This is a genomic window from Pseudomonas protegens, from assembly GCF_003363755.1.
Lineage (GTDB): Bacteria > Pseudomonadota > Gammaproteobacteria > Pseudomonadales > Pseudomonadaceae > Aquipseudomonas > Aquipseudomonas danubii.
In genome coordinates, this window is record NZ_CP031396.1 from 4,821,731 (window position 1) to 4,841,589 (window position 19,859).

Sequence of the window (19,859 nt, forward strand, 5' to 3'; positions counted from 1 at the left end):
AGCGAAGGAGGCGCTGACGATGCAAGGCTCAGGAGCCTTTTCGCCGGCAAGCCGGCTCCTACCGGATTGCGCTGTTCAGGCAGTGCGCCAGGTAATCTCTTCTTCGCCGTCGGTGCTGATGCGAATCCAGCGATCGGCGGTCTCTTCACCTTCTTCCTCGACCCAACTGCCCGGTGCGCAGCGCACTTCCACATTCAGCGCGGCAAAGGCGGCGCGGGCACAAGCAATGTCGTCATCCCACGGAGTCTGGTCGCTTTCCAGGTACAGGCTGTTCCACTTGCCCACGGCCTTGGGCAGCCAGGTCACGGGTACTGAGCCTGCGGTGCATTTGTAGGTCTGGCCCTTTTGCACCCAGTCGCTGCACGGGCCGAGCACGGCGCCGAGCCAGGTGGCGATGGCCTTGTAGTCGACGTCGGCGTCTTTCAGGTAAATCTCGATATCGGGCTGGCGCATGGATGTCCTCATTGCCGGTCTGAAAAATCCATTCGCGGATTTCTTCGACCCCGGGCCCATGCCCGCGGTCGTTGGGTTAAGTAGGGGGTTATTGCAGCACGAAGTAATCGTAGCGCATCGACACGCTGACCTCGAAAGGCTCGGCCTGCTCGATCACTGCGGCCCGGCGTTCGGCGCTGGCGCGCCAGCCGTGGGGCGTCATGGCCAACAGGTTGGCGCGATCTTCCGGGCGTTCCAGGCGCAGCCTGAACTCCAGGGTTTCGCTGTGGGCCAGGGCCATGCCCTCCGGCACCAGGGCCAGGTGCTTGTCGTCGGTGTATTCACGCACTTCGTCGTACAGGCGTTCGCGCAGCTCCATCAGGTGGCCGCTGGTAGGGCCGACTTTCATCAGGCCGCCACCCGGGCTCAACAGGCGCTTGGCCTCTTGCCAGTCGAGGGGGCTGAAGACGCTGGCGAGAAACTGGCAGCTGGCATCGGCCAACGGGATGCGCGCCATGCTGGCGACCATCCAAGTCAGTTGCGGCGCGCGACGACAGGCGCGTTTCACGGCCTCCCGGGAAATATCCAGGGCGTAGCCGTCGGCGTCGGGCAGGGCGTCGGCCAACTGCGCGGTGTAGTAACCCTCGCCACAGCCGATGTCGACCCAGCGCTGGGGCGTGCGTTCTGCCGCCAGCTCTGCCAGGCGCCGGGCCACCGGGGCGTAGTGCCCGGCGTTGAGAAAGTCGCGGCGGGCCTCGACCATGGCCTGGTTGTCGCCCGGGTCACGGCTGTTCTTGTGCTGCACCGGCAGCAGGTTCAGGTAGCCCTGGCGGGCACGGTCGAAGCGATGCCCGGCCGGGCAGACCACGCCGTTGTCCACGGCGTTCAGCGGTGCGTTGCAAAGAGGACAGGCAAGCATCAGGCAAGCAACTTGACGAGAGTCTGATAGTAGATCTCGGTCAGCACATCCAGGTCGCTGGCCAGGATCCGCTCGTTGACCTGGTGGATGGTGGCGTTGACCGGGCCCAATTCCACCACCTGGGTGCCCAGGGTGGCGATGAAGCGCCCGTCGGACGTGCCGCCGCTGGTGGACGCCTGGGTCTCGCGACCTGTGACTTGCTTGATGCTGGCCGAGACCGCGTCCAGCAGGGCGCCGGGTTCGGTGAGGAACGGCAGGCCGGACAGGGCCCAGTCCACGTGCCAGTCCAGGCCGTGCTTGTCGAGGATCGCTGCAACCCGTTGTTGCAGGCCTTCAACGGTGGATTCGGTGGAGAAGCGGAAGTTGAACACCGCCACCAGATCCCCCGGGATCACATTGGTGGCGCCGGTCCCGGAATTGAGGTTGGAAATCTGGAAGCTGGTGGGCGGGAAGAAGGCATTGCCGTCGTCCCAGTGTTCGGCCGCCAGTTCCGCCAAGGCCGGAGCCGCCAGGTGGATCGGGTTCTTGGCCAGGTGCGGGTAGGCCACGTGGCCTTGCACTCCACGCACCGTGAGCTTGGCGCCGAGGGAGCCGCGGCGGCCGTTCTTGACCACATCGCCCACCAGGCTGGTGCTCGAAGGTTCACCGACGATGCACCAGTCCAGGCGCTCCTTGCGTGCCGCCAGGCGTTCCACCACCGCCTTGGTGCCGTGGTGCGCCGGGCCTTCTTCGTCGCTGGTGATCAGGAAGGCTACCGAGCCCTTGTGGTCCGGGTAGTCGGCGACAAAGCGCTCGGCGGCCACCAGCATGGCGGCCAGGCTGCCTTTCATGTCCGCCGCGCCACGGCCGCACAGCATGCCGTGTTCATCGATCAGGGCTTCGAACGGATCGTTCTGCCAGGCCTGGACCGGGCCGGTGGGCACCACGTCAGTGTGGCCGGCGAAGCACAGCACCGGGCCTTCATGCTGGCCATGGGTGGCCCAGAAGTTGTCCACGTCCTCGATGCGCATCGGTTCCAGCTTGAAGCCGGCATCCCCCAGGCGCTGCATCATCAGCTTCTGGCAGTCGGCGTCGATCGGCGTCACCGAGGGGCGACGGATCAGATCACAGGCAAGTTGCAGGGTCGGCGAAAGCTCGGCAGGGGCCGTCATGGGGAACTCCGGTGCAAGGCATTGTGTAGGAGCCGGCTGGCCGGCGATGGCGGTTTACTGGTTACACCGCGTCGCGTGGTTCGCTGGTCAGCCAGCGCCTACAGGGTTGGGCGGGGCGCGCAAAATGGCGGATATCTTAAAGCAAAACGGCGGCCTGAGGCCGCCGTTTAGTGCTTTGCATCGATTTAGGCGGCTGGAGCCGGCTCGGGGTGTTCCGCAGGTTTTGGCAGTGACGACAGGAGCGCCATGATCAGTGCCGCCACATAGGGCAGCGACTGCACCAGAAGCATGGTCACCCAGAAGCGCATGTCGTTGCTGGGCAGGCCCTGCACCAGGAAGATCCCCAGCGCCGCGCCCCACAACAGCAGCATGATGAACAACTCTTCCCGGGCTTCCGAGATGGCTACCCAGAAGCCGTGGTTGTCGGCGTTCTTCGGGGTGCGGAAGAACGGGATGCTGCTGGTGAAGAAGCCGTACAGCACCGCCTTGGCGATGGTGTGGGACAAGGCCAGGCCGGCCAGGGCCGCGCAGAACGCATCCTTGAGGTTGACCCCCACGGCCCGGCGGTAGAGGAAGATGATCTTGCCGACCTTGAACACGAACAGCGCCAGCGGCGGGATCGCGAAGATCAGCAGCGGCGGGTCGACCCGTTGCGGCACGATGATCATCGCCGCCGACCACAGCAGGGCGCCGACGGTGAAGAAAATGTTCATGCCGTCCGCCACCCACGGCAGCCAACCCGCCAGGAAGTGGTAGCGCTGGCCACGGGTCAGCTCGGTGTCCTTGCCACGCAGCAGGCTGGCGGTGTGGCGCTTGATGATCTGGATCGCGCCATAGGCCCAGCGGAAGCGCTGCTTCTTGAAGTCGATGAAGGTGTCGGGCATCAGGCCCTTGCCGTAGCTTTCGTGATGGTAGGCCGCCGACAGGCCTTTCTCGAACACGCGCAGGCCCAGCTCGGCGTCTTCGCAGATGCACCAGTCGGCCCAGCCGAGTTCTTCCAGCACCGAACGCCGGGTCATGGTCATGGTGCCGTGCTGGATGATCGCGTCACGGTCGTTGCGGGTGACCATGCCGATATGGAAGAAGCCCTTGTACTCCGCGTAGCAGAGCTTCTTGAAGGTGCTTTCGTTCTGGTCACGGTAGTCCTGGGGCGACTGCACGATGGCGATCTTCGGATCGGCGAAGTGCGGCACCATGTGCTTGAGCCAGTTGCGGTCGACGCAGTAGTCGGAGTCAATCACCGCAATCACTTCGGCATCCTTGGCGGTGTGCGGCAGCAGGTAGTTCAGCGCACCGCCCTTGAAACCGGCCAATGGCGCGACGTGGAAGAACTTGAAGCGCGGGCCCAGGGTCTCGCAATAGGCCTGCACCGGCTCCCAGACCGCCGGATCCTTGGTGTTGTTGTCGATGATCAGGACTTCGAAGTCCGGGTAATCGAGGTTGGCCAGGGCATTGAGGGTCTGTTTGACCATCTCCGGCGGCTCGTTGTAGCACGGCACGTGGATCGAGACTTTCGGCCGGTAGCTGGAGTCGCCTTCCACCGGCAGGAACTCGCGCCGCCGCTTGTGGATCCACACCGCCTCGGCCAGCTCATGGGCCTCGGTGAGCAGCACGATGAACACCCCCAGCGCACCGAGCGCGAGGAGAAAGCCCACGGTCAGGCTGAACCAGGTGCTGTATTGCTGGCTGTAGTCGTAGCCGATCCACACCAGCACCGAACCGCAGAGGAAGGCGATGAAGGTCAGGAAGGTGCGGCCACGCTGGCGCAGGGCCGAGCCGTCGATCATCAGCAGGGTCAGCGACAGCAGCGCCAGCACCACCGAGCCGATGGCCAGCACCCGCCATTGCGGGATCGCCACTACCGGGCCTTCGAAGTTGAATTTCTGCTGGCGCGCGGCGTTAAACACGCCCCAGTAGGCGCCCACCGAACCTTCGTCGCTGGCCTTCCACGGCTGGTCGAAGGCTTCGATGACGAAGTAGTTGTAGCCCTGGCGGTTGAGCTTGTTGACCAGGGTGCGCAGGTAGATCGCCTGGTCCGCCGGACTGGCGTCGGCGCCACCGCGCATGCGGCCGTTGCTCGGCCAGCCCACTTCGGACAGCAGCAGCGGCTTTTTCGGGAACATCTTCTTCAGGTCGCGGGCGCGATCGAGGACGAACTGCTCGGCCTTGTCCACCGGGATGAACTCCCAGTACGGCAGGATGTGCGCGGCGATCAGGTCGACGTGCTTGGCCAGCTCCGGGTGTTCCTCCCAGACGTGCCACTGTTCCGAGGTGGTGACCGGGACTTTCACCGCAGCGCGGACCCGGTCGAGAATCACCGACAACTGGTCGGCGGTGATTTCCTTGCGGAAGATCGCTTCGTTGCCCACCACTACCCGCACCACGCTACGCGAGCTGTTGGCCAGTTCGATGGCGCGCATGATTTCCCGCTCGTTGCGCTCCAGGTCCGGGCTGATCCAGATCCCCAGGGTCACGCGCAGGCCGAACTCTTCCGCCAGCTTGGGAATATCCTGCAGGCTGCCGTCCACCGAATAGGTACGGATGTTGTCGGTCAGCTTGCTCATGATCTCCAGGTCACGACGCATTTCATCGTCGGACGGGTACTGCTCCTTCTGCGGGAACTGGCCCTGCTGGAAAGGCGAGTAGGAAAAACCGGAGATCTGTTCCGGCCAGTCGGGGGCCGAGACCGGGCGATTGATCAGCGCCCAGAAACCAGTGAACAGCGCGGCAATGGCCAGCACTATCACCAGATTGAGTCCAAATTTACGCGATGACATAGCTATTTCGGGTTCCAAAAGGTGTGGAACGAGGGAAGGGTTGGCAGGCGCCAAACGGCGGGCATCCTACACCGGCCCTCAACTGAGCGTACAGCGCACAGAGGAAAGCCAGACCTTGGGCACTGTATTCGGGTTTAAGTTCTTTACTTGTAGCTTCAAGGTTAAAACTTGTCGCCTTGAGGCCCTATAATGCGCGCCGGTTTTTTAGGTGATGGTCATGAGTACAGAAGATCCACGGTTTGCCGGCGTCGCCCGTTTGTATGGCATTGAAGGCCTGGAGCGGCTGCGGGCGGCCCATGTGGCGATCGTTGGCGTCGGCGGAGTCGGTTCCTGGGCGGCGGAAGCCATTGCCCGCTGCGGGGTGGGCGAGATCTCGCTGTTCGACCTCGACGATGTCTGCGTCAGCAACAGCAACCGGCAACTGCATGCCCTGGACAGCACCGTGGGCAAGCCCAAGGTCGAGGTCATGGCCGAGCGCCTGCGCGGCATCAATCCGGACTGCCGCGTGCATGCGGTGGCGGATTTCGTCACCCGCGAGACCATGGCCGAATACATCACCCCGAACATCGACTGCGTGATCGACTGCATCGATAGCGTGAATGCCAAGGCGGCGCTGATCGCCTGGTGCAAGCGGCGCAAGATCCAGATCATCACCACCGGCGGCGCCGGCGGGCAGATCGACCCGACGCTGATCCAGGTCTGCGACCTGAACCGCACCTTCAACGATCCATTGGCCTCCAAAGTGCGCTCCACGTTGCGCCGCGACTATGGTTTCTCGCGCACCGTGACCCGGCACTACAGCGTGCCCTGCGTGTTTTCCACCGAGCAACTGCGTTATCCGAAACCCGATGGCAGCATCTGCCTGCAGAAGAGCTTTGTCGGCGACGGGGTCAAGCTCGACTGCGCCGGCGGTTTTGGCGCGGTGATGATGGTGACCGCGACCTTTGGCATGGTGGCCGCGACCAAGGCGGTGGACAAGATCGTTGCCGGCGTGCGCCGCCCCTCGGAACGCAGCAAACCCTTGTAGCCGCTGCCGCAGGCTGCGAGCGGACCGGCGGGCCGTGGGGGCTTGAGGCCGCTAGGGGGCTGGCGGGAGATCGCCAGGCAAGGTCCTGCGGACCTTTTCGCAGCCTCGCAGGCTCGGCAGCGGCTACAGGGGGGCGGCCAGTTCGTTCATGCGTTGCAAGACGGCGTTCAGGCCATTGCTGCGTGACGGCGAGAGCTGGCGCGACAGGCCCAGTTGGTTGAACCAGTCCGCCAGGTCCACTTCCTGCAATTGCTGCACCGTCAGGCCGTTGACCCGGGCCAGTAGCAAGGCCACCAAACCGCGAATCAGCCGTGCGTCGCTGGCGGCGGCAAACTGCCAATGACCATTGTCCAGGGCCGCCACCAGCCAGACCTGGCTTTCACAGCCATGGACTCGATTGGCGTCTACCTTGTCGTCCTCGCTCAGGGGCGGCAGGCGCTCGCCCCATTGCATCAGCAGGCGGGCCCGTTGTTCCCAGCCGGCAGCCCCCTGGAAAACTTCAAGGGCGGCTACGGCGTCCGCCGGCAGGCTCATCGCAGCAACTCCAGGGCCTGATCCAGGGCTTCGAAGAAACGCTCCAAGTCCTCGGAGTCGTTGTACAGCGCCAGGGATACGCGAATCGCCCCGACGAGGCCGAAGCTTTTCATCAGCGGCATGGCGCAATGATGACCGGCCCGCACGGCAATGCCCTGTTCGGTCAGCAGGTGGGCCAGGTCAGCGTTGTGCACACCATCGACGACGAAGCTGACCAGGGCCAGTTGCGGCGTGCCCAGCAGGCGGATGCCATTGCGTGCCTGCAAGCCCTGCAGCAGATAGGCATGCAGCGCGGCTTCGTGCGTGGCCACTGCCTGCTGATCCAGGCCAGCGAGGTAATCCAGGGTCGCCCCCAGGCCAATGACTCCGGCGATCGGCGGGGTGCCGGCCTCGAATCCCAGGGGCGCCGGGCGAAAGCTGGCGTGCTGGTAGTCGGCGTCCTGGACCATTTCTCCGCCGAACTGCCAATGACGCAGGTGCTTGAGCGCGGCATGACGGCCGAACAGCACGCCGACGCCGTCCGGACCATAGAGTTTATGGCTGGAGAACACATAGAAGTCGCAGCCCATGGCCTGCACATCGTGACGGCCATGGACCACGCCCTGGGCGCCGTCGATCACCGTCAGTGCGCCCTGGGCCTTGGCCATGGCCAGCAGTGGCGTCAAGGGTTGCCAGGCGCCGAGCACATTGGACAACTGGCTCACTGCCAGCAGGCGAGTGCGCGGGCCAATCAGACGGCTTGCCGCATCAATATCGATCAGTCCGTCGGCATCCAGGGGCAGGATCAGCAGCTTGAGGTCGCGACGTTGGGCCAACTGTTGCCAGGGCAGCAGGTTGGCATGGTGTTCAAGGGCGCTGATGACGATCTCATCGCCGCTTTCAAATTGCTGCTCCAGGCCATAAGCCAGGAGATTCAGCGCACTGGTGGCGCCGTGGGTGAAGATGATCTGTCCGCTGTCACCGGCATTCAGCCATTGGCCGACCTTGCTGCGACTGTCCTCGAAGGCCTGAGTGGCATGGGCGCCGGGCAGGTGCTGCGCGCGATGCACATTGGCCGCGCCATTGGCGTAGTAGTGGGCCAGGGCGTCCAGCAGGGCTTGGGGTTTTTGCGTGGTGGCGGCGTTGTCCAGGTAGGTCTGGTCCTGGCGATGCAGGGCGGCGATGGCCGGGAAGTCGGCGCGCCAGGGGGAGGTTACAAGCATGGTGGCAGAACTCGTTTGAACAGGCCGGGCGCCGATGATAAGCGCCCGGCAGGTTCCGATGAAACCGAATCTCTGCTTCGGCGCTGCAGGAAAACTGCCTGCGCTTCGACCATGCGGCGCGCTGGGCGCCTTCGGCATTACGCAGAAGCAGGCTCGGAAGGCTCATGTAGGTCCCTACACTGCGCTTCCTCGCCTGCTTTTGCCTGCCTGATCGTTGCTCGGCGAGTTTTCCTACAGGCCTAGTTGTGAGCGTGCAGCGCTTCGTTCAGCTCGATGGCCGACTTGTGGGTCTTGCACTCCACGGCGCCGGTTTCCGAGTTGCGGCGGAACAGCAGGTCCGGCTGGCCGGCCAGTTCACGGGCCTTGAGCACCTTGACCAGCTGGTTGTTCTCGTCCAGCAGCGCCACCTTGGTGCCGGCAGTCACGTACAGGCCCGACTCCACGGTGTTGCGGTCGCCCAGGGGAATGCCGATACCGGCGTTGGCGCCGATCAGGCAGCCTTCGCCGACCTTGATCACGATGTTGCCGCCACCCGACAGGGTGCCCATGGTGGAGCAGCCACCGCCCAGGTCCGAACCTTTGCCGACGAACACGCCCGCCGACACACGGCCTTCGATCATGCCCGGGCCTTCGGTGCCGGCGTTGAAGTTGACGAAGCCTTCGTGCATCACGGTGGTGCCTTCGCCGATGTAGGCGCCCAGGCGAATTCGCGCGCTGTCAGCGATACGCACGCCGCTCGGCACCACGTAGTCGGTCATTTTCGGGAACTTGTCCACGGAGAACACTTCCAGCAGCTCGCCGCGCAGGCGGGCTTCCAGTTGCCGCTCGGCCAACTCGCCCAGATCGATGGCGCCCTGGCTGGTCCAGGCTACGTTCGGCAGCAGGGGGAACACCCCGGCCAGGCTCAGGCCATGTGGCTTGACCAAACGGTGGGACAGCAGGTGCAGCTTCAGGTACGCCTCTGGGGTGGAGGTCAATTGAGCGTCTTCGGCCAGCAGGGTGGCTACCAGCGGCTTGTGGCTTTCGGCCAGGCGGGTCAGCAGGGCAGCCTGGGTGGCGTCGATGCCTTTCAGCGCGTCGGCCATTTGCGCGGCCTGGGCGGTGGTGAAGGTGATGGCCTGGTTGCCTTCGCTGTAGCCGAGGATCGGTGCGACAGCGGCAACGATTTCGGCGGCAGGATTGAGCAGTGGCGATGCGTAGAACACTTCCAGCCAGGCGCCTTGACGATTTTGGGTGCCGACACCGAATGCCAGGCTGAACAGAGTAGTGGACATGCAGTTACCTCTTGCGAAATAGAGTGAGCAGGCTTACTTGAGCGCCGCTGCGTAAAGGTCTGGCTTGAAGCCAATCAGGGTCTTGTCTCCGAGGTCGAGCACCGGGCGCTTGATCATCGAAGGTTGCGCGAGCATCAGTTCAACGGCTTTCGCCTGGTCGAGATCGGCTTTGCTTTCGTCATCGAGTTTGCGAAAGGTCGTGCCCGCGCGGTTCAACACCACCTGCCAGCCGTGCTCGTTGCACCACTGATTCAGGTGCTCACGGTCAATGCCGGAGGTTTTGTAATCATGGAAGTCATAGCTGACAGCGTGTTCATCGAGCCAGGTGCGCGCCTTTTTCATGGTGTCACAGGCTTTGATGCCGAAAAGGTGCAACGTTTTGCTTGAAGCGGTCAAGGAATTGCCCCCTTTGGAGATGCTGGAGATGAAAGGTCACGGATTATGCCACGACCGCAGCGCTTCAGCGTCGGCCTGAAATCGGCTTTGTCGCAGGTTGTTGCATGGCAGGTCATGGGGCTTGCGACTTTTGTGCAGCGGTCAGTACCGAGTTTAAGCGGCTAATATGGCACTTCGTCGGCGATTCTCAGCTGAGATGCGTACGATTTTTCCTGTTGAGCCTTGGATTTTCGCTTTATGCAAACCGCCTATACCGTCCTCATCCTGCTGATGCTGGTGAGTCTTTCGCGACTGGTCGGACGGGTGATTCCGCTGCCCTTGCCTCTGGTACAGATCGCCGCCGGAGCCCTGTTGGCCTGGCCGACCCTGGGTTTGCATGTGGCCCTGGACCCGGAATTGTTCCTTTTCCTGTTCCTGCCGCCGTTGCTGTTTTCCGACGGTTGGCGCATGCCCAAGCGCGAGTTCTGGCGCTTGCGTGGCCCGATCCTGACCCTGGCGGTGGGCCTGGTGCTGTTCACCGTGGTCGGGGCCGGGTATTTCATTCACTGGCTGCTGCCGACCATCCCGTTGCCGGTGGCTTTCGCCCTGGCCGCGGTGCTGTCGCCCACCGACGCCGTCGCGGTGTCGGCCATTTCCCAGAACCGCCTGCCAACCCCGCTGATGCACATGCTCCAGGGCGAGGCCTTGATGAACGATGCCTCGGGCCTGGTGACTTTCAAGTTCGCCCTGGTGGCCGCCGTTACCGGGGTGTTCTCCCTGGCCAATGCCAGCCTGACCTTTGTCCTGGTGGCGGTGGGTGGCTTGGCGGTCGGTGTGGCCCTGAGCTGGCTGGTCGGGCGCCTGCGGGCCTGGATGATCGCCCGCGGCTGGGACGATCCGGCGACCCATGTGGTGTTCATGTTGCTATTGCCCTTCGCGGCTTACGTCCTGGCCGAGCGCCTGGGGGCCTCGGGCATTCTCTCGGCGGTGGCGGCGGGCATGATGCAGAGCTGGCTCGACCTGCTGCCGCGCCAGACCAGCACCCGACTGCTCAATCGCAGTGTCTGGTCGCTGCTGGAGTTCGCCTTCAATGGCCTGATCTTCCTACTGTTGGGGCTGCAATTGCCGGACATCGTCAAGGCCGTGGTCAGTCATGAAACTTCGCTCTGGCCGACCCTGTTCTACCGCTGCCTGGATGTGCTGGCGATCTTCCTGGTGCTGTTGGTATTGCGCTTTATCTGGGTGCAGAGCATCTGGCGCCTGTCCGGGCTGCTGCGGCGCTGGCGCGGCAAGGGCGAGCTGACCCTGGTGCCCACGGCGCGCTCCTGCTGGCTGCTGACGGTGGGCGGGGTGCGTGGGGCGGTGACCCTGGCCGGCGTGATGTCGGTGCCCTTGTTCCTGGGCGCCGGGGAGGCATTTCCCGAGCGTGACCTGCTGATCTTTATCGCCGCCGGAGTGATTCTGCTGTCCCTGGTGGCGGCCTGCATTGCCCTGCCGCTGCTGTTGCGCGGCATTGTGAAGAGCCCCGACGACAAACGCCGTGGAGAAGTCCGCGATGCCTGGCGCAAGACCGCCGAGGCGGCGATCCATGCGTTGGAAGCCAAGGAAGTGGCTGAAACCAGTGAGGCCCCCGATGCGGCCCAGGCGGCACTGGCCACCGAGCTCAAGGGCCGTTTGATGGCTGAGTACCGGCATCAGTTGGAGGTCTACAACGATTCCGCCGAGGCCCAGGCCTTGGCATTGCAGATGGACTTGCTGGAACGGCGCCTGCGGCTCAAGGCCCTGCGGGCGCAACGGCTGGAGCTGTACCGCCTGAGCCGGCATCACCAGATCGGTGACGATGTGCTGCGAGAGGTGTTGGCGGACCTGGATTTGAGCGAGGCGAATCTGGGGCAGGTGAAGTGAATGCAGCGTTCCTAAGAGCGGACGGTTGGATTGAGGTTCCCCCTCCAGAGAGGGGGAAAGCAAAGACCATCAAAAGTCTATGCGGCGTCCCCCCATCTGTCTTTCAGCTCCATCTTCATTGACGGTCATGGCGGATGCACTGATTGCATTCTGATTTGCCCATTCGCGCAGTATTGCAAATTCATCCTTGCGTACTTTACTCATGGGCACCATACGTGAAATCGTTGCTTCAAAATCGCTCATCGCCAGGTCGTCCGGGTCGTTAGAACCACTCATACGCCTTGAGAAGGCTTCAATCAGGGCGTCGCCTACCCAGGCCTCCAACTCGGCACCGGAGAGCACAATATCTTTTCCGAAATTTGCCTCTCCCCCCAAGTCCACCAGACGATCCAGATCAAACTTGCCGGGGTCACGTTTGAGTTTTCTGAGGTGTATCTCAAGAATCTTTCTTCTCTCCACTGCCGAAGGGAAATCAACGAAGAAGATTTCGTCAAATCGACCTTTCCTCAGTAATTCAGGTGGAAGACTGGCAAGGTTGTTGGCTGTGGCAAATACAAAGACCGATGCGGTTTTCTCCTGCATCCAGGTCAGCAGCGTGCCAAATACTCGGGTGGCGGTTCCGCCATCCGAAGCGCCGCTGGAGGAGCCGGAGAGGCCTTTTTCAATTTCGTCGATCCAAAGGATACAGGGTGAAATGGCCTCGGCAGTTTGAAGTGCCGAGCGAATGTTCGATTCAGAGGAGCCCACGATACCTTGAAATATCTTGCCCATATCAAGGCGCAGCAATGGCATGTTCCATGACGAGGCTACGCACTTGGCAGTCAATGACTTGCCGCAGCCGGGAACACCGGTCAGCAGCAGGCCCTTAGGTGTTCCGACTCCGAACTCCTTGGCTGCTTGACCGAAGCACTGACTGCGCAGGTGCAGCCATTTTTTTAGCGTAGCTAAGCCGCCGACATCATCCAGGTTCAACTGGGAGTCTATGTACTCGAGGATCCCGGTTTTACGGATAATCTGTTTTTTCTCGGCAAGCAGATCCTTGAAGGTGTGTTCATCCAGCTTCAAGTTTGAGACAAGCGATCGTGAAAGAGAGTTGTCAATTTCCAGGCTGGTAAGCCCCAGCGCAGCGTCAATGAGCTTTTCTTTGCTGTCCAGAGGCAGATTGATTTTTACATTGTCGTTGTCTTTCCAGACATTCGAGAAGTTCTCGATCTGAGTCTTCACTTCATCCCTGGATGGAAGCGGAAAGTCGATTAAGGTTACTTCTTTCTGCAAGTCATTGGCGATTTCGAAATTGGGCGAAACTATTATGCAGTTACTTCTATATCCGTGTGAGCGGATGTTGATAGCCAGATCTTTCAGGCGGCGGCGATAGATGGCGTTGCAGCTGGTTGTAAGGTAGTTGTGTGCATCACAGAATACGAAAATATTCTTGCTGTTTTCCTCTCGCGCCTTTTCTTCGCAGAAATCTAGTGCCAGCTTCAGGTCAAAGGTCTTATCTCCGACAACGGCGCCGTTTGTCTGGATACCGAGCGTCGAGTTCCAGAGGAAAATTCGATGATTGAGCGACTTTGCGATCTCACTTAGCTCGGCAATTACACGCTCTTCTTCAAACGATTCGATAACCAAAATCGCATAACGTGCTTTTAGATAGTCGGTAATTTTCTGGGTGCGGTTCATGTCGGGCATCTCTTCAACGCATTGGACTCTTTGGATTGTATTGGGAGGCCGGTTCTGGTCATGCCAAGGCCGGAAACAACGAACTCAACGCTTCTTGTTGTCCTGAAAAAATTGATATCTACTCGGTCACTGGTCTTGATTAGCTGCTTGTGTTGATAAGGGTGAATGGCATTGCTGTTATAGCGGCCAGCAAGGGTTAGATCCACGGCCTTGACCACGCGTGTCATGGCGGCGTCACGAAAGATTTCCTTCGGTGCGTACCCGGTGTAAAGCACCCAGTTCTTCTCGCCATGCACGGCGTTAATGAGTTCTTCTATGGCTAGAGCCTGGTCGAGCGGTTCTCCACCCGAGACGGTTACTCCGTCGATCCCGTCCAGGGCATTTATCTGTTCGGCCAGGTCGCTCACGGAAATAGAGGTGCCGGTCTCGGAGTCATGGGTGTTCTGATTGAAACAGCCCTTGCAGTTCAGGTCGCATCCTTGCACCCATACAACCATCCGCAGTCCAGGGCCGTTTGCGCGACTCAACTCGGTATGATGTAAATACAGGTTCATTTAAAGTCTGGCGCTCAGTATTTGTAGCGTCTGTTCTTCATGTACCACCGTGTATTCCGGTTTCCATTCGGTCAGCAGTTCGGCCGTAGGGCTGGTCAGCAGCGATTCAAGTTCTTCGGTAAGCTTCGTACATATATCGCCCTTTACGCCAAACACCTCTTCTGCGACTGAATTGCCAGAAAAAGTGACGCGGATGCTGTATTCGTAGTTTGAGCCGAATTCTATTTCGAAGTGGTTATCTCCTTCTTTTAGTCGCGTTGGGATGCCGGAGGCATTTATGCGACTAATGGTGTTGTCGATGGCAACGCTGACATAGGCTCTTTGGAAGCGCGCTGCCAGGTCTGCCATTCTTTTTTCATCGCCTGGTATGGGGGTGCTTCGTTCGATAAGTAATTTGTAAAAGTTATTTTCTATCTTGCATGCAAAGTAGTTGAGGTCGTCTTCAGCGGATGCGCAGATGGCGCGAAATTGGCGACGACCCATGTAGCCCAAGGGGCCAAGGACCTCCTTGCTGAAATCACTGTTGAACTCGGACACAATGTCAGTTGTAGGTGTTAGTCCTAGTTTTACAAAAGCTTTGGTTATGGCTTCTTCGTCGGTGTAGGTGAAATCAAATTTTGTACAATGTGACATGTCAGAGCTCCAGCTTTCTACCAGACTTTACTTCTTCTGAATTCTTTATGTCATTCAGCGTGGTTGGCGCAATTTCTATATTTCGGGGTGTCGCCGCCGTTTCGGATTTGACCGGGGGCGTTGGGGCCTGTGTCGCGCTTTGAGGCGCAATCACCCGGCGTCGCTGAGAGGCTTTTGCTGCGCTGTGATCGCCAAGCAAGCTGGAATCTATCACTTCAAGTAGGCGTTTTATAACCAGGGCCGGGGTTGAAGTAAGCTTTTCATAAAGACCGATGCGCAACAATGCATCAGTGCCGTCATCGAAGATTAACTTGACAAAATAGGTCTCGGATTCGTTGCCGACGATGCCTATGTGAGTAATCTGATTAAGCTCGCGGGAAAATTTTTCCCAATGTTCGCCGTTGAAGGAGGCGATGATCAGCTTGGTCGCTGTGACGATAAAGGCGTTGCTACCTCTTTGGATGTCATCGTCATGAAAATTCTGGTAACTCGCCAGTACTTTTTCTCCAGGGACGATTTGCAAAGAGGAGGCGAGGTATTGGTTGGTCGAGAAGTCTATGTCTTCATGAAATTTTATGGACTTTGAGTAATGATAAAGACTAGTTAAGGCGCCGATGGTGCTCAGGCTAATGATTATGTATCTGGAAGGGATGATAAGTGTAAGTCCGGCAGCCAGTAAGATAATTATCCAGAAGCCATGTTTTATGAGTTTCTGCACCTTGGCTTGCTTTGAACGATAGCCTGTGAAGGATTTTCCAGGAATATATTTGCGCCCTGGAGTAAGCGTAATAACTGCGCCTAGGCCAAATAGAATTACGGTGATAAGTCCAAGTATCGCAGTTCTGGTTTTGCCGGTCTGCAAGCCTTCAAGAAATGCCAGAGCGCCACCAGTACACAAAACAGGAAACGTTGCAATAATGGCCAAGCCATAGGCCCTCCCCTTTGTTTCTGTGAACATTTTCCATAGGGGAATAGTTGTTATCACTCCCTCTCTCCTTGATGGGCAAAATTAGCGGTTTTTATGCGATGATTTTTCGTTAAATACCCAGCGTATTTTACACAGAGAGATAATAAAAAAAATGGGGGCTGGCACCCGGCATCGGTAATGGAAGCTCCGCAAAAGTACCGATATCAATCAGGTCGCGATGCCTGTCTTCAATGCGTGCTGGCTAGAAGCTGCGGTTGATGACCGAGGTTGCAGGTCGGTATCCGGTGATTGAATGTGGGGGAGGCAGACTCGGGGGGCAATGGGCGCAAGCCCTTAGGGGAAGGGGCTCACAACAGGCCCGCGAGAACGCCAACAACCTTGTGGAAAGAGGGCTTGCCGGAGAAGGCGTTCTGGTGGGCAGTCAGGGGCGCGCCAGACGCTTCTCGGGCAAGGCTTTCTACAGTGGGGTGTCTCTCATATTACTTGCGACGCAACACGAAATCGCGAATCCGCTCGGCGGCTTCCACGCATTCCGCCAGCGGCGCAACCAGCGCCATGCGCACCCGTCCGGCGCCCGGGTTGGTGCCGTCCACATCCCGCGACAGGTAGGAACCCGGGACCACGGTCACGTGTTCCTGCTCGAACAGGTCGCGGCAGAAGGCGGCGTCATCCCCGGCCACGTTGGGCCACAGGTAGAAGCTGCCGTCCGGGCGCTGCACGTCCATTACCGGCGCGAGGATCGCCAGCACCGCGTCGAACTTCTCGCGGTAGAGGGCGCGGTTGGCGCGTACGTGCACTTCGTCGTTCCAGGCGGCGACGCTGGCCAACTGGGTCTGCACCGGCATGGCGCAGCCGTGGTAGGTGCGGTACAGCAGGAAGCCCTTGAGGATGTCGGCGTCGCCGGCCACGAAGCCGGAGCGCAGGCCCGGCAGGTTGGAGCGTTTGGACAGGCTGTGGAACACCACGCAACGCTTGAAGTCTTTGCGGCCCAGTTCGACGCAGGCGCTGAGCAGCCCCGGCGGCGGGGTCTGTTCGTCGAAGTACAGCTCGCTGTAGCACTCGTCGGCGGCGATCACAAAGTCGTGTTCGTCGGCCAGGGCGATCAGTTTTTTCAGGGTGTCCAGCGGGATCAGCGCGCCGGTGGGGTTGCCCGGGGAGCACAGGAAGAGGATCTGGCAGCGCTGCCAGATCTCGGCCGGTACGGCGTCGAAATCCGGGTTGAAGCCGTTTTCATCCAGGCACGGCAGGTAGTGCGGCTTGGCCCCGGCAAGGAAGGCGGCGCCTTCGTAGATCTGATAGAAGGGGTTGGGGCTGACCACTAGGGCGTCGTCACCGCGGTTGACTACGGTCTGGGTGAAGGCGAACAGGGCTTCACGGGTGCCGTTGACCGGCAGGACGTTGCGCGCCGGGTCGATCCAGCCGGTCGGCACGCCGAAGCGGCGCTCGCACCAGCCAGCGATGGCTTCACGCAGCGCCGGGATGCCCAGGGTGGTGGGGTACACCGCCATCTGATCGAGATTGCTGGCCAGGGCTTCGGCGACAAAGCTCGGCGAGCGGTGCTTGGGTTCGCCGATGGACAGGGCAATCGGGCGCTTGTCCGGGTTGGGGGGCACGGTGCCGAGCAGGGCCCGCAGCTTTTCGAACGGGTAGGGCTGCAACTGGTTCAGAGCGTTGTTCATCGGTGCGTTTTCTCACTCAAAGCGGCGGTTCGGACCCTTCAGATGCTCAGGCGGGTCATTTCGATAGTCGGTTCATGGCTGACACTCAACTGTTCGACGATCGCATCCTGCAAGCGGCTGCACAGCTGGGGGTCGGAAAGGGGCTGGTTGTGCGCATCGGTGATGAAGAACACGTCTTCCACGCGCTCGCCCAGGGTGGCGATCTTGGCATTCTGCAGCGACAGGTCGAACTCCAGGAAGATCTTGCCGATCCGCGCCAGCAGGCCTGGGCGATCCGGGGCACTGAGCTCCAGCACGGTGACCGGGCGCTGGGCGTCGTTGTGGATGGTCACTTCGGGGGCGAAGGCAAAATGCTTGAGTTGGCGCGGCACCCGGCGCTGGATGATGGTCGGGTAGTCGTCGGGGTTGCGCAGGGCATCGGTCAGGCCCTTGCGGATCTGCTCGACCCGCTGCGGGTTGTTGCCGATGGACTCGCCGTCGTTGTCCAGGACGATGTAGGTGTCGAGGGTGAACTGGCTGCTGGAGGTGATGATGCGTGCGTCATGGATGTTCAGGTTGAGCTGGTCCATGGCGGCCACGGTCACCGCGAAGAAGTCGTGCTGGTCCGGGGCGTAGATGAAAATCTGGGTGCCGCCCTCGAACTCGCGCTGGGTGATTTCCTTGATCAGCACCAACGGGCCGCCGTCCGCCGGCTGCTGGAGGATCGCGTCGCTGTGCCAGGCCACATCGCCGGCGGTGTGGCGCAGGAAGTAGTCGTCCCCCAGTTGCGACCAGAGTTGTTCCACTTCGTCCGGGTCGGTGCCGTTGCGCACCAGGATGTCCAGGGCGGCGCTCTGGGTCTGGCGGATCTGCTCTTCGCGGTCCACCGGGTTTTCCAGGCCGCGGCGCAGGGCGCGCTTGGTTTCGGTGTAGAGCTGGCGCAACAGGCTGGCGCGCCAGGAGTTCCACAGGGTCGGGTTGGTGGCGTAGATGTCGGCGACCGTCAGCACGTAGAGATAGTCGAGACGGGTCTGGTCGACCACGGTCTGGGCGAAATCGTGGATCACCTGCGGGTCGGACAGGTCCTTGCGCTGGGCGGTGGTGGACATCACCAGATGGTTCTGCACCAGCCAGACGATCAGCCGGGTGTCCCATAAAGGCAGTTGGTGACGCACACAGAAGGCTTCGGCATCCACCGCGCCAATCTCCGAGTGGTCGCCGTGGCGGCCCTTGCCGATGTCGTGATACAGGCCGGCCAGGTAGATCAGCTCAGGCTTGGGCAGCTTGCCCATGAGCTTGCTGGCCAGGGGGAATTTCTCGGAGATCGGCGTGTACTGCATCTTGCGCAGGTGCTTGATCAGATTCAGCGTGTGGGCGTCCACGGTATAGATGTGGAACAGGTCGTGCTGCATCTGTCCAACGATGAAGCCGAACTCCGGCAGGTAGCGTCCGAGGATGCCGTAGCGGTTCATCCGCCGCAGGTTGCGGTGGATGCCGATCTCGCACTTGAACAGCTCGATGAACAGGCTGGTGTTGCGGATGTCGTGGCGGAAGTCGTCGTCGATCAGGTGCCGGTGTTCGCGCAGCAGGCGGATGGTGTCGGCGCGCACGCCCTTGATCTCCGGGTGCTGGGCCATCAGCACGAAGATTTCCAGCATGGCGAACGGCGTGCGTTTGAACACGTTGTCGTTGATCGCCTCGATGTAGCCGTCGTGCAGTTGGAAGCGGGCGTTGATCGGCTGCGGCGGGGCTTCGTCCTCGGGGGCGAGGATCACCTCTTCGAAGTGCTGGATGATCAGGTCGCTCAACTGAGCGATGCTCATCACCACCCGGTAGTACTGCTGCATGAAGCTTTCAATCGACTGTTTGACGTCTTCACCGCTGAAACCCAGTAGCTCGGCGATGGAGCGCTGGTGGTCCAGCAGCAGGCGGTCTTCGGCGCGGCCGGCGAGCATGTGCAGGGCGTAGCGGACCTTCCACAGGAACTCCTGAGAGGAGGCCAGCAGGGCGTTTTCGCTTTCCACCAGGAAGCCTTCGCCGGCCAGGGCTCGCAGATTCAGGGTGCCGTACTGGCGGCGGGCGACCCAGAGAATGGTCTGGATATCCCGCAGGCCGCCTGGGGAGCCTTTGACGTTGGGCTCCAGGTTGTATTCGGTGTCGTTGTACTTGTGGTGGCGGGCCTTCTGCTCGGCGTGCTTGGCCAGGAAGAAGTCCTTGCTCGGCCACATATGTGCGGTGCTGGTGACGTCCAGCATGCGCTGGCGCAGGCGCTCGGGGCCAGCGATGGTGCGGCTTTCCATCAGGTTGGTGATCACCGTCAGGTCGGCCCGGGCCTCCTCGGCGCATTCATCCACCGAACGCACGCTTTGCCCGACTTCCAGGCCGATGTCCCAGAGCAGGGTGAGAAAGCGTTCGATGGAGTCGCGAAAGATCTCGTGATCGGCGCTGTTCAGGAGGATCAGCAGGTCGATATCGGAATAGGGGTGAAGCTCGCCGCGGCCGTAGCCGCCGACCGCCACCAGGGCGATGTCGGCCTCGTTGCTCCAGGTGAACTGGTCCCAGGCCTTTTGCAGGATGTTATCGATGAACCAGGCGCGGTCCTCGATCAGCCGGCGGATTTCCCGTCCGCTGCGAAAGCGGTTGTCGAGCACTTCCCGTGCCTGACGGATGGCTTTCTTGAAGGCGGCGATGGGGCTGGCCTTCAGTGCCAGTTCCGCCTGGAACTGGCCACGGTCGAAGAGTTCGGGATCCACCTGCGGCATCGATTGGCTTTCCTTTCTATCTATAAGGTCGGGACGCGGCGTTGTGGA

At 60.9% G+C, this 19,859-nt stretch carries 16 protein-coding genes; 2 read left to right on the forward strand and 14 right to left on the reverse strand.

Features of this window, described 5'->3' with window-relative positions; genetic code table 11:
• Positions 1-75 precede the first annotated feature (75 nt).
• The 4 genes from DWF74_RS21765 to DWF74_RS21780 all read right to left on the reverse strand — a co-directional run bounded on the left by DWF74_RS21765 (position 76) and on the right by DWF74_RS21780 (position 5,279).
• Positions 76-453, reverse strand: a complete 378-nt coding sequence (locus DWF74_RS21765; RefSeq protein ID WP_102861352.1) for a hypothetical protein — start codon at positions 451-453, stop codon at positions 76-78.
• An 88-nt stretch (positions 454-541) separates the two neighbouring features.
• Positions 542-1,351, reverse strand: coding sequence for a putative RNA methyltransferase (locus tag DWF74_RS21770; protein ID WP_102861353.1), 810 nt, complete (start codon positions 1,349-1,351; stop codon positions 542-544).
• On the reverse strand, positions 1,351-2,502 hold the full coding sequence (gene dapE / locus DWF74_RS21775; RefSeq protein ID WP_102861354.1) for a succinyl-diaminopimelate desuccinylase: 1,152 nt from the start codon (positions 2,500-2,502) through the stop codon (positions 1,351-1,353). Before dapE ends, DWF74_RS21770 begins: the two co-directional genes overlap by 1 nt.
• A 185-nt stretch (positions 2,503-2,687) precedes the next feature.
• A complete protein-coding gene (locus DWF74_RS21780) occupies positions 2,688-5,279 on the reverse strand; it encodes a glycosyltransferase (protein ID WP_115581693.1) in 2,592 nt (863 codons plus the stop codon).
• 211 nt (positions 5,280-5,490) lie between these two features.
• Between DWF74_RS21780 and tcdA the strand changes: the two genes are divergently transcribed.
• Positions 5,491-6,306, forward strand: coding sequence for a tRNA cyclic N6-threonylcarbamoyladenosine(37) synthase TcdA (gene tcdA / locus DWF74_RS21785; protein WP_082729180.1), 816 nt, complete (start codon positions 5,491-5,493; stop codon positions 6,304-6,306).
• Positions 6,307-6,429: 123 nt separating this feature from the next.
• Here the strand turns inward: tcdA and DWF74_RS21790 are convergent, their stop codons facing one another.
• The 4 genes from DWF74_RS21790 to DWF74_RS21805 all read right to left on the reverse strand — a co-directional run bounded on the left by DWF74_RS21790 (position 6,430) and on the right by DWF74_RS21805 (position 9,658).
• Entirely contained in the window at positions 6,430-6,840 is a 411-nt protein-coding gene (locus tag DWF74_RS21790) for a SufE family protein (protein ID WP_115581694.1), read from the reverse strand.
• Positions 6,837-8,042, reverse strand: coding sequence for an aminotransferase class V-fold PLP-dependent enzyme (locus DWF74_RS21795; protein WP_115581695.1), 1,206 nt, complete (start codon positions 8,040-8,042; stop codon positions 6,837-6,839). The genes DWF74_RS21790 and DWF74_RS21795 overlap by 4 nt, the downstream gene beginning before the upstream one ends.
• A 239-nt stretch (positions 8,043-8,281) precedes the next feature.
• Positions 8,282-9,316 (reverse strand): 2,3,4,5-tetrahydropyridine-2,6-dicarboxylate N-succinyltransferase, encoded by a 1,035-nt coding sequence (gene dapD / locus DWF74_RS21800; protein WP_102861358.1) that lies wholly within the window; start codon positions 9,314-9,316, stop codon positions 8,282-8,284.
• 33 nt (positions 9,317-9,349) lie between these two features.
• Positions 9,350-9,658 carry an arsenate reductase gene (locus tag DWF74_RS21805; RefSeq protein WP_240322076.1) on the reverse strand — a complete coding sequence of 103 codons (309 nt, stop codon included), beginning with the start codon at positions 9,656-9,658 and terminating at the stop codon, positions 9,350-9,352.
• Positions 9,659-9,949: 291 nt separating this feature from the next.
• On the opposite strand from DWF74_RS21805, the gene DWF74_RS21810 reads away from it, so the two are divergent.
• On the forward strand, positions 9,950-11,596 hold the full coding sequence (locus DWF74_RS21810) for a Na+/H+ antiporter (RefSeq protein WP_115581696.1): 1,647 nt from the start codon (positions 9,950-9,952) through the stop codon (positions 11,594-11,596).
• A gap of 69 nt (positions 11,597-11,665) precedes the next feature.
• Here DWF74_RS21810 and DWF74_RS21815 read toward each other — a convergent pair whose 3' ends face one another.
• The 6 genes from DWF74_RS21815 to DWF74_RS21840 form a co-directional block, all read right to left on the reverse strand.
• Positions 11,666-13,276: an AAA family ATPase gene (locus DWF74_RS21815; protein ID WP_102861717.1), complete on the reverse strand. Its 1,611-nt coding sequence runs from the start codon at positions 13,274-13,276 to the stop codon at positions 11,666-11,668.
• Positions 13,273-13,830 carry a 4Fe-4S single cluster domain-containing protein gene (locus DWF74_RS21820; protein ID WP_102861361.1) on the reverse strand — a complete coding sequence of 186 codons (558 nt, stop codon included), beginning with the start codon at positions 13,828-13,830 and terminating at the stop codon, positions 13,273-13,275. The genes DWF74_RS21815 and DWF74_RS21820 overlap by 4 nt, the downstream gene beginning before the upstream one ends.
• Positions 13,831-14,463: a DUF2997 domain-containing protein gene (locus DWF74_RS21825; protein WP_102861362.1), complete on the reverse strand. Its 633-nt coding sequence runs from the start codon at positions 14,461-14,463 to the stop codon at positions 13,831-13,833. It abuts the gene before it with no gap.
• Between the two features lies 1 nt (position 14,464).
• Positions 14,465-15,448: a hypothetical protein gene (locus tag DWF74_RS21830; protein ID WP_102861363.1), complete on the reverse strand. Its 984-nt coding sequence runs from the start codon at positions 15,446-15,448 to the stop codon at positions 14,465-14,467.
• A 422-nt stretch (positions 15,449-15,870) separates the two neighbouring features.
• Positions 15,871-17,070, reverse strand: a complete 1,200-nt coding sequence (gene dapC, locus DWF74_RS21835; RefSeq protein WP_115581697.1) for a succinyldiaminopimelate transaminase — start codon at positions 17,068-17,070, stop codon at positions 15,871-15,873.
• Between the two features lie 38 nt (positions 17,071-17,108).
• Positions 17,109-19,811, reverse strand: coding sequence for a [protein-PII] uridylyltransferase (locus tag DWF74_RS21840; protein WP_115581698.1), 2,703 nt, complete (start codon positions 19,809-19,811; stop codon positions 17,109-17,111).
• Positions 19,812-19,859 lie beyond the last annotated feature (48 nt).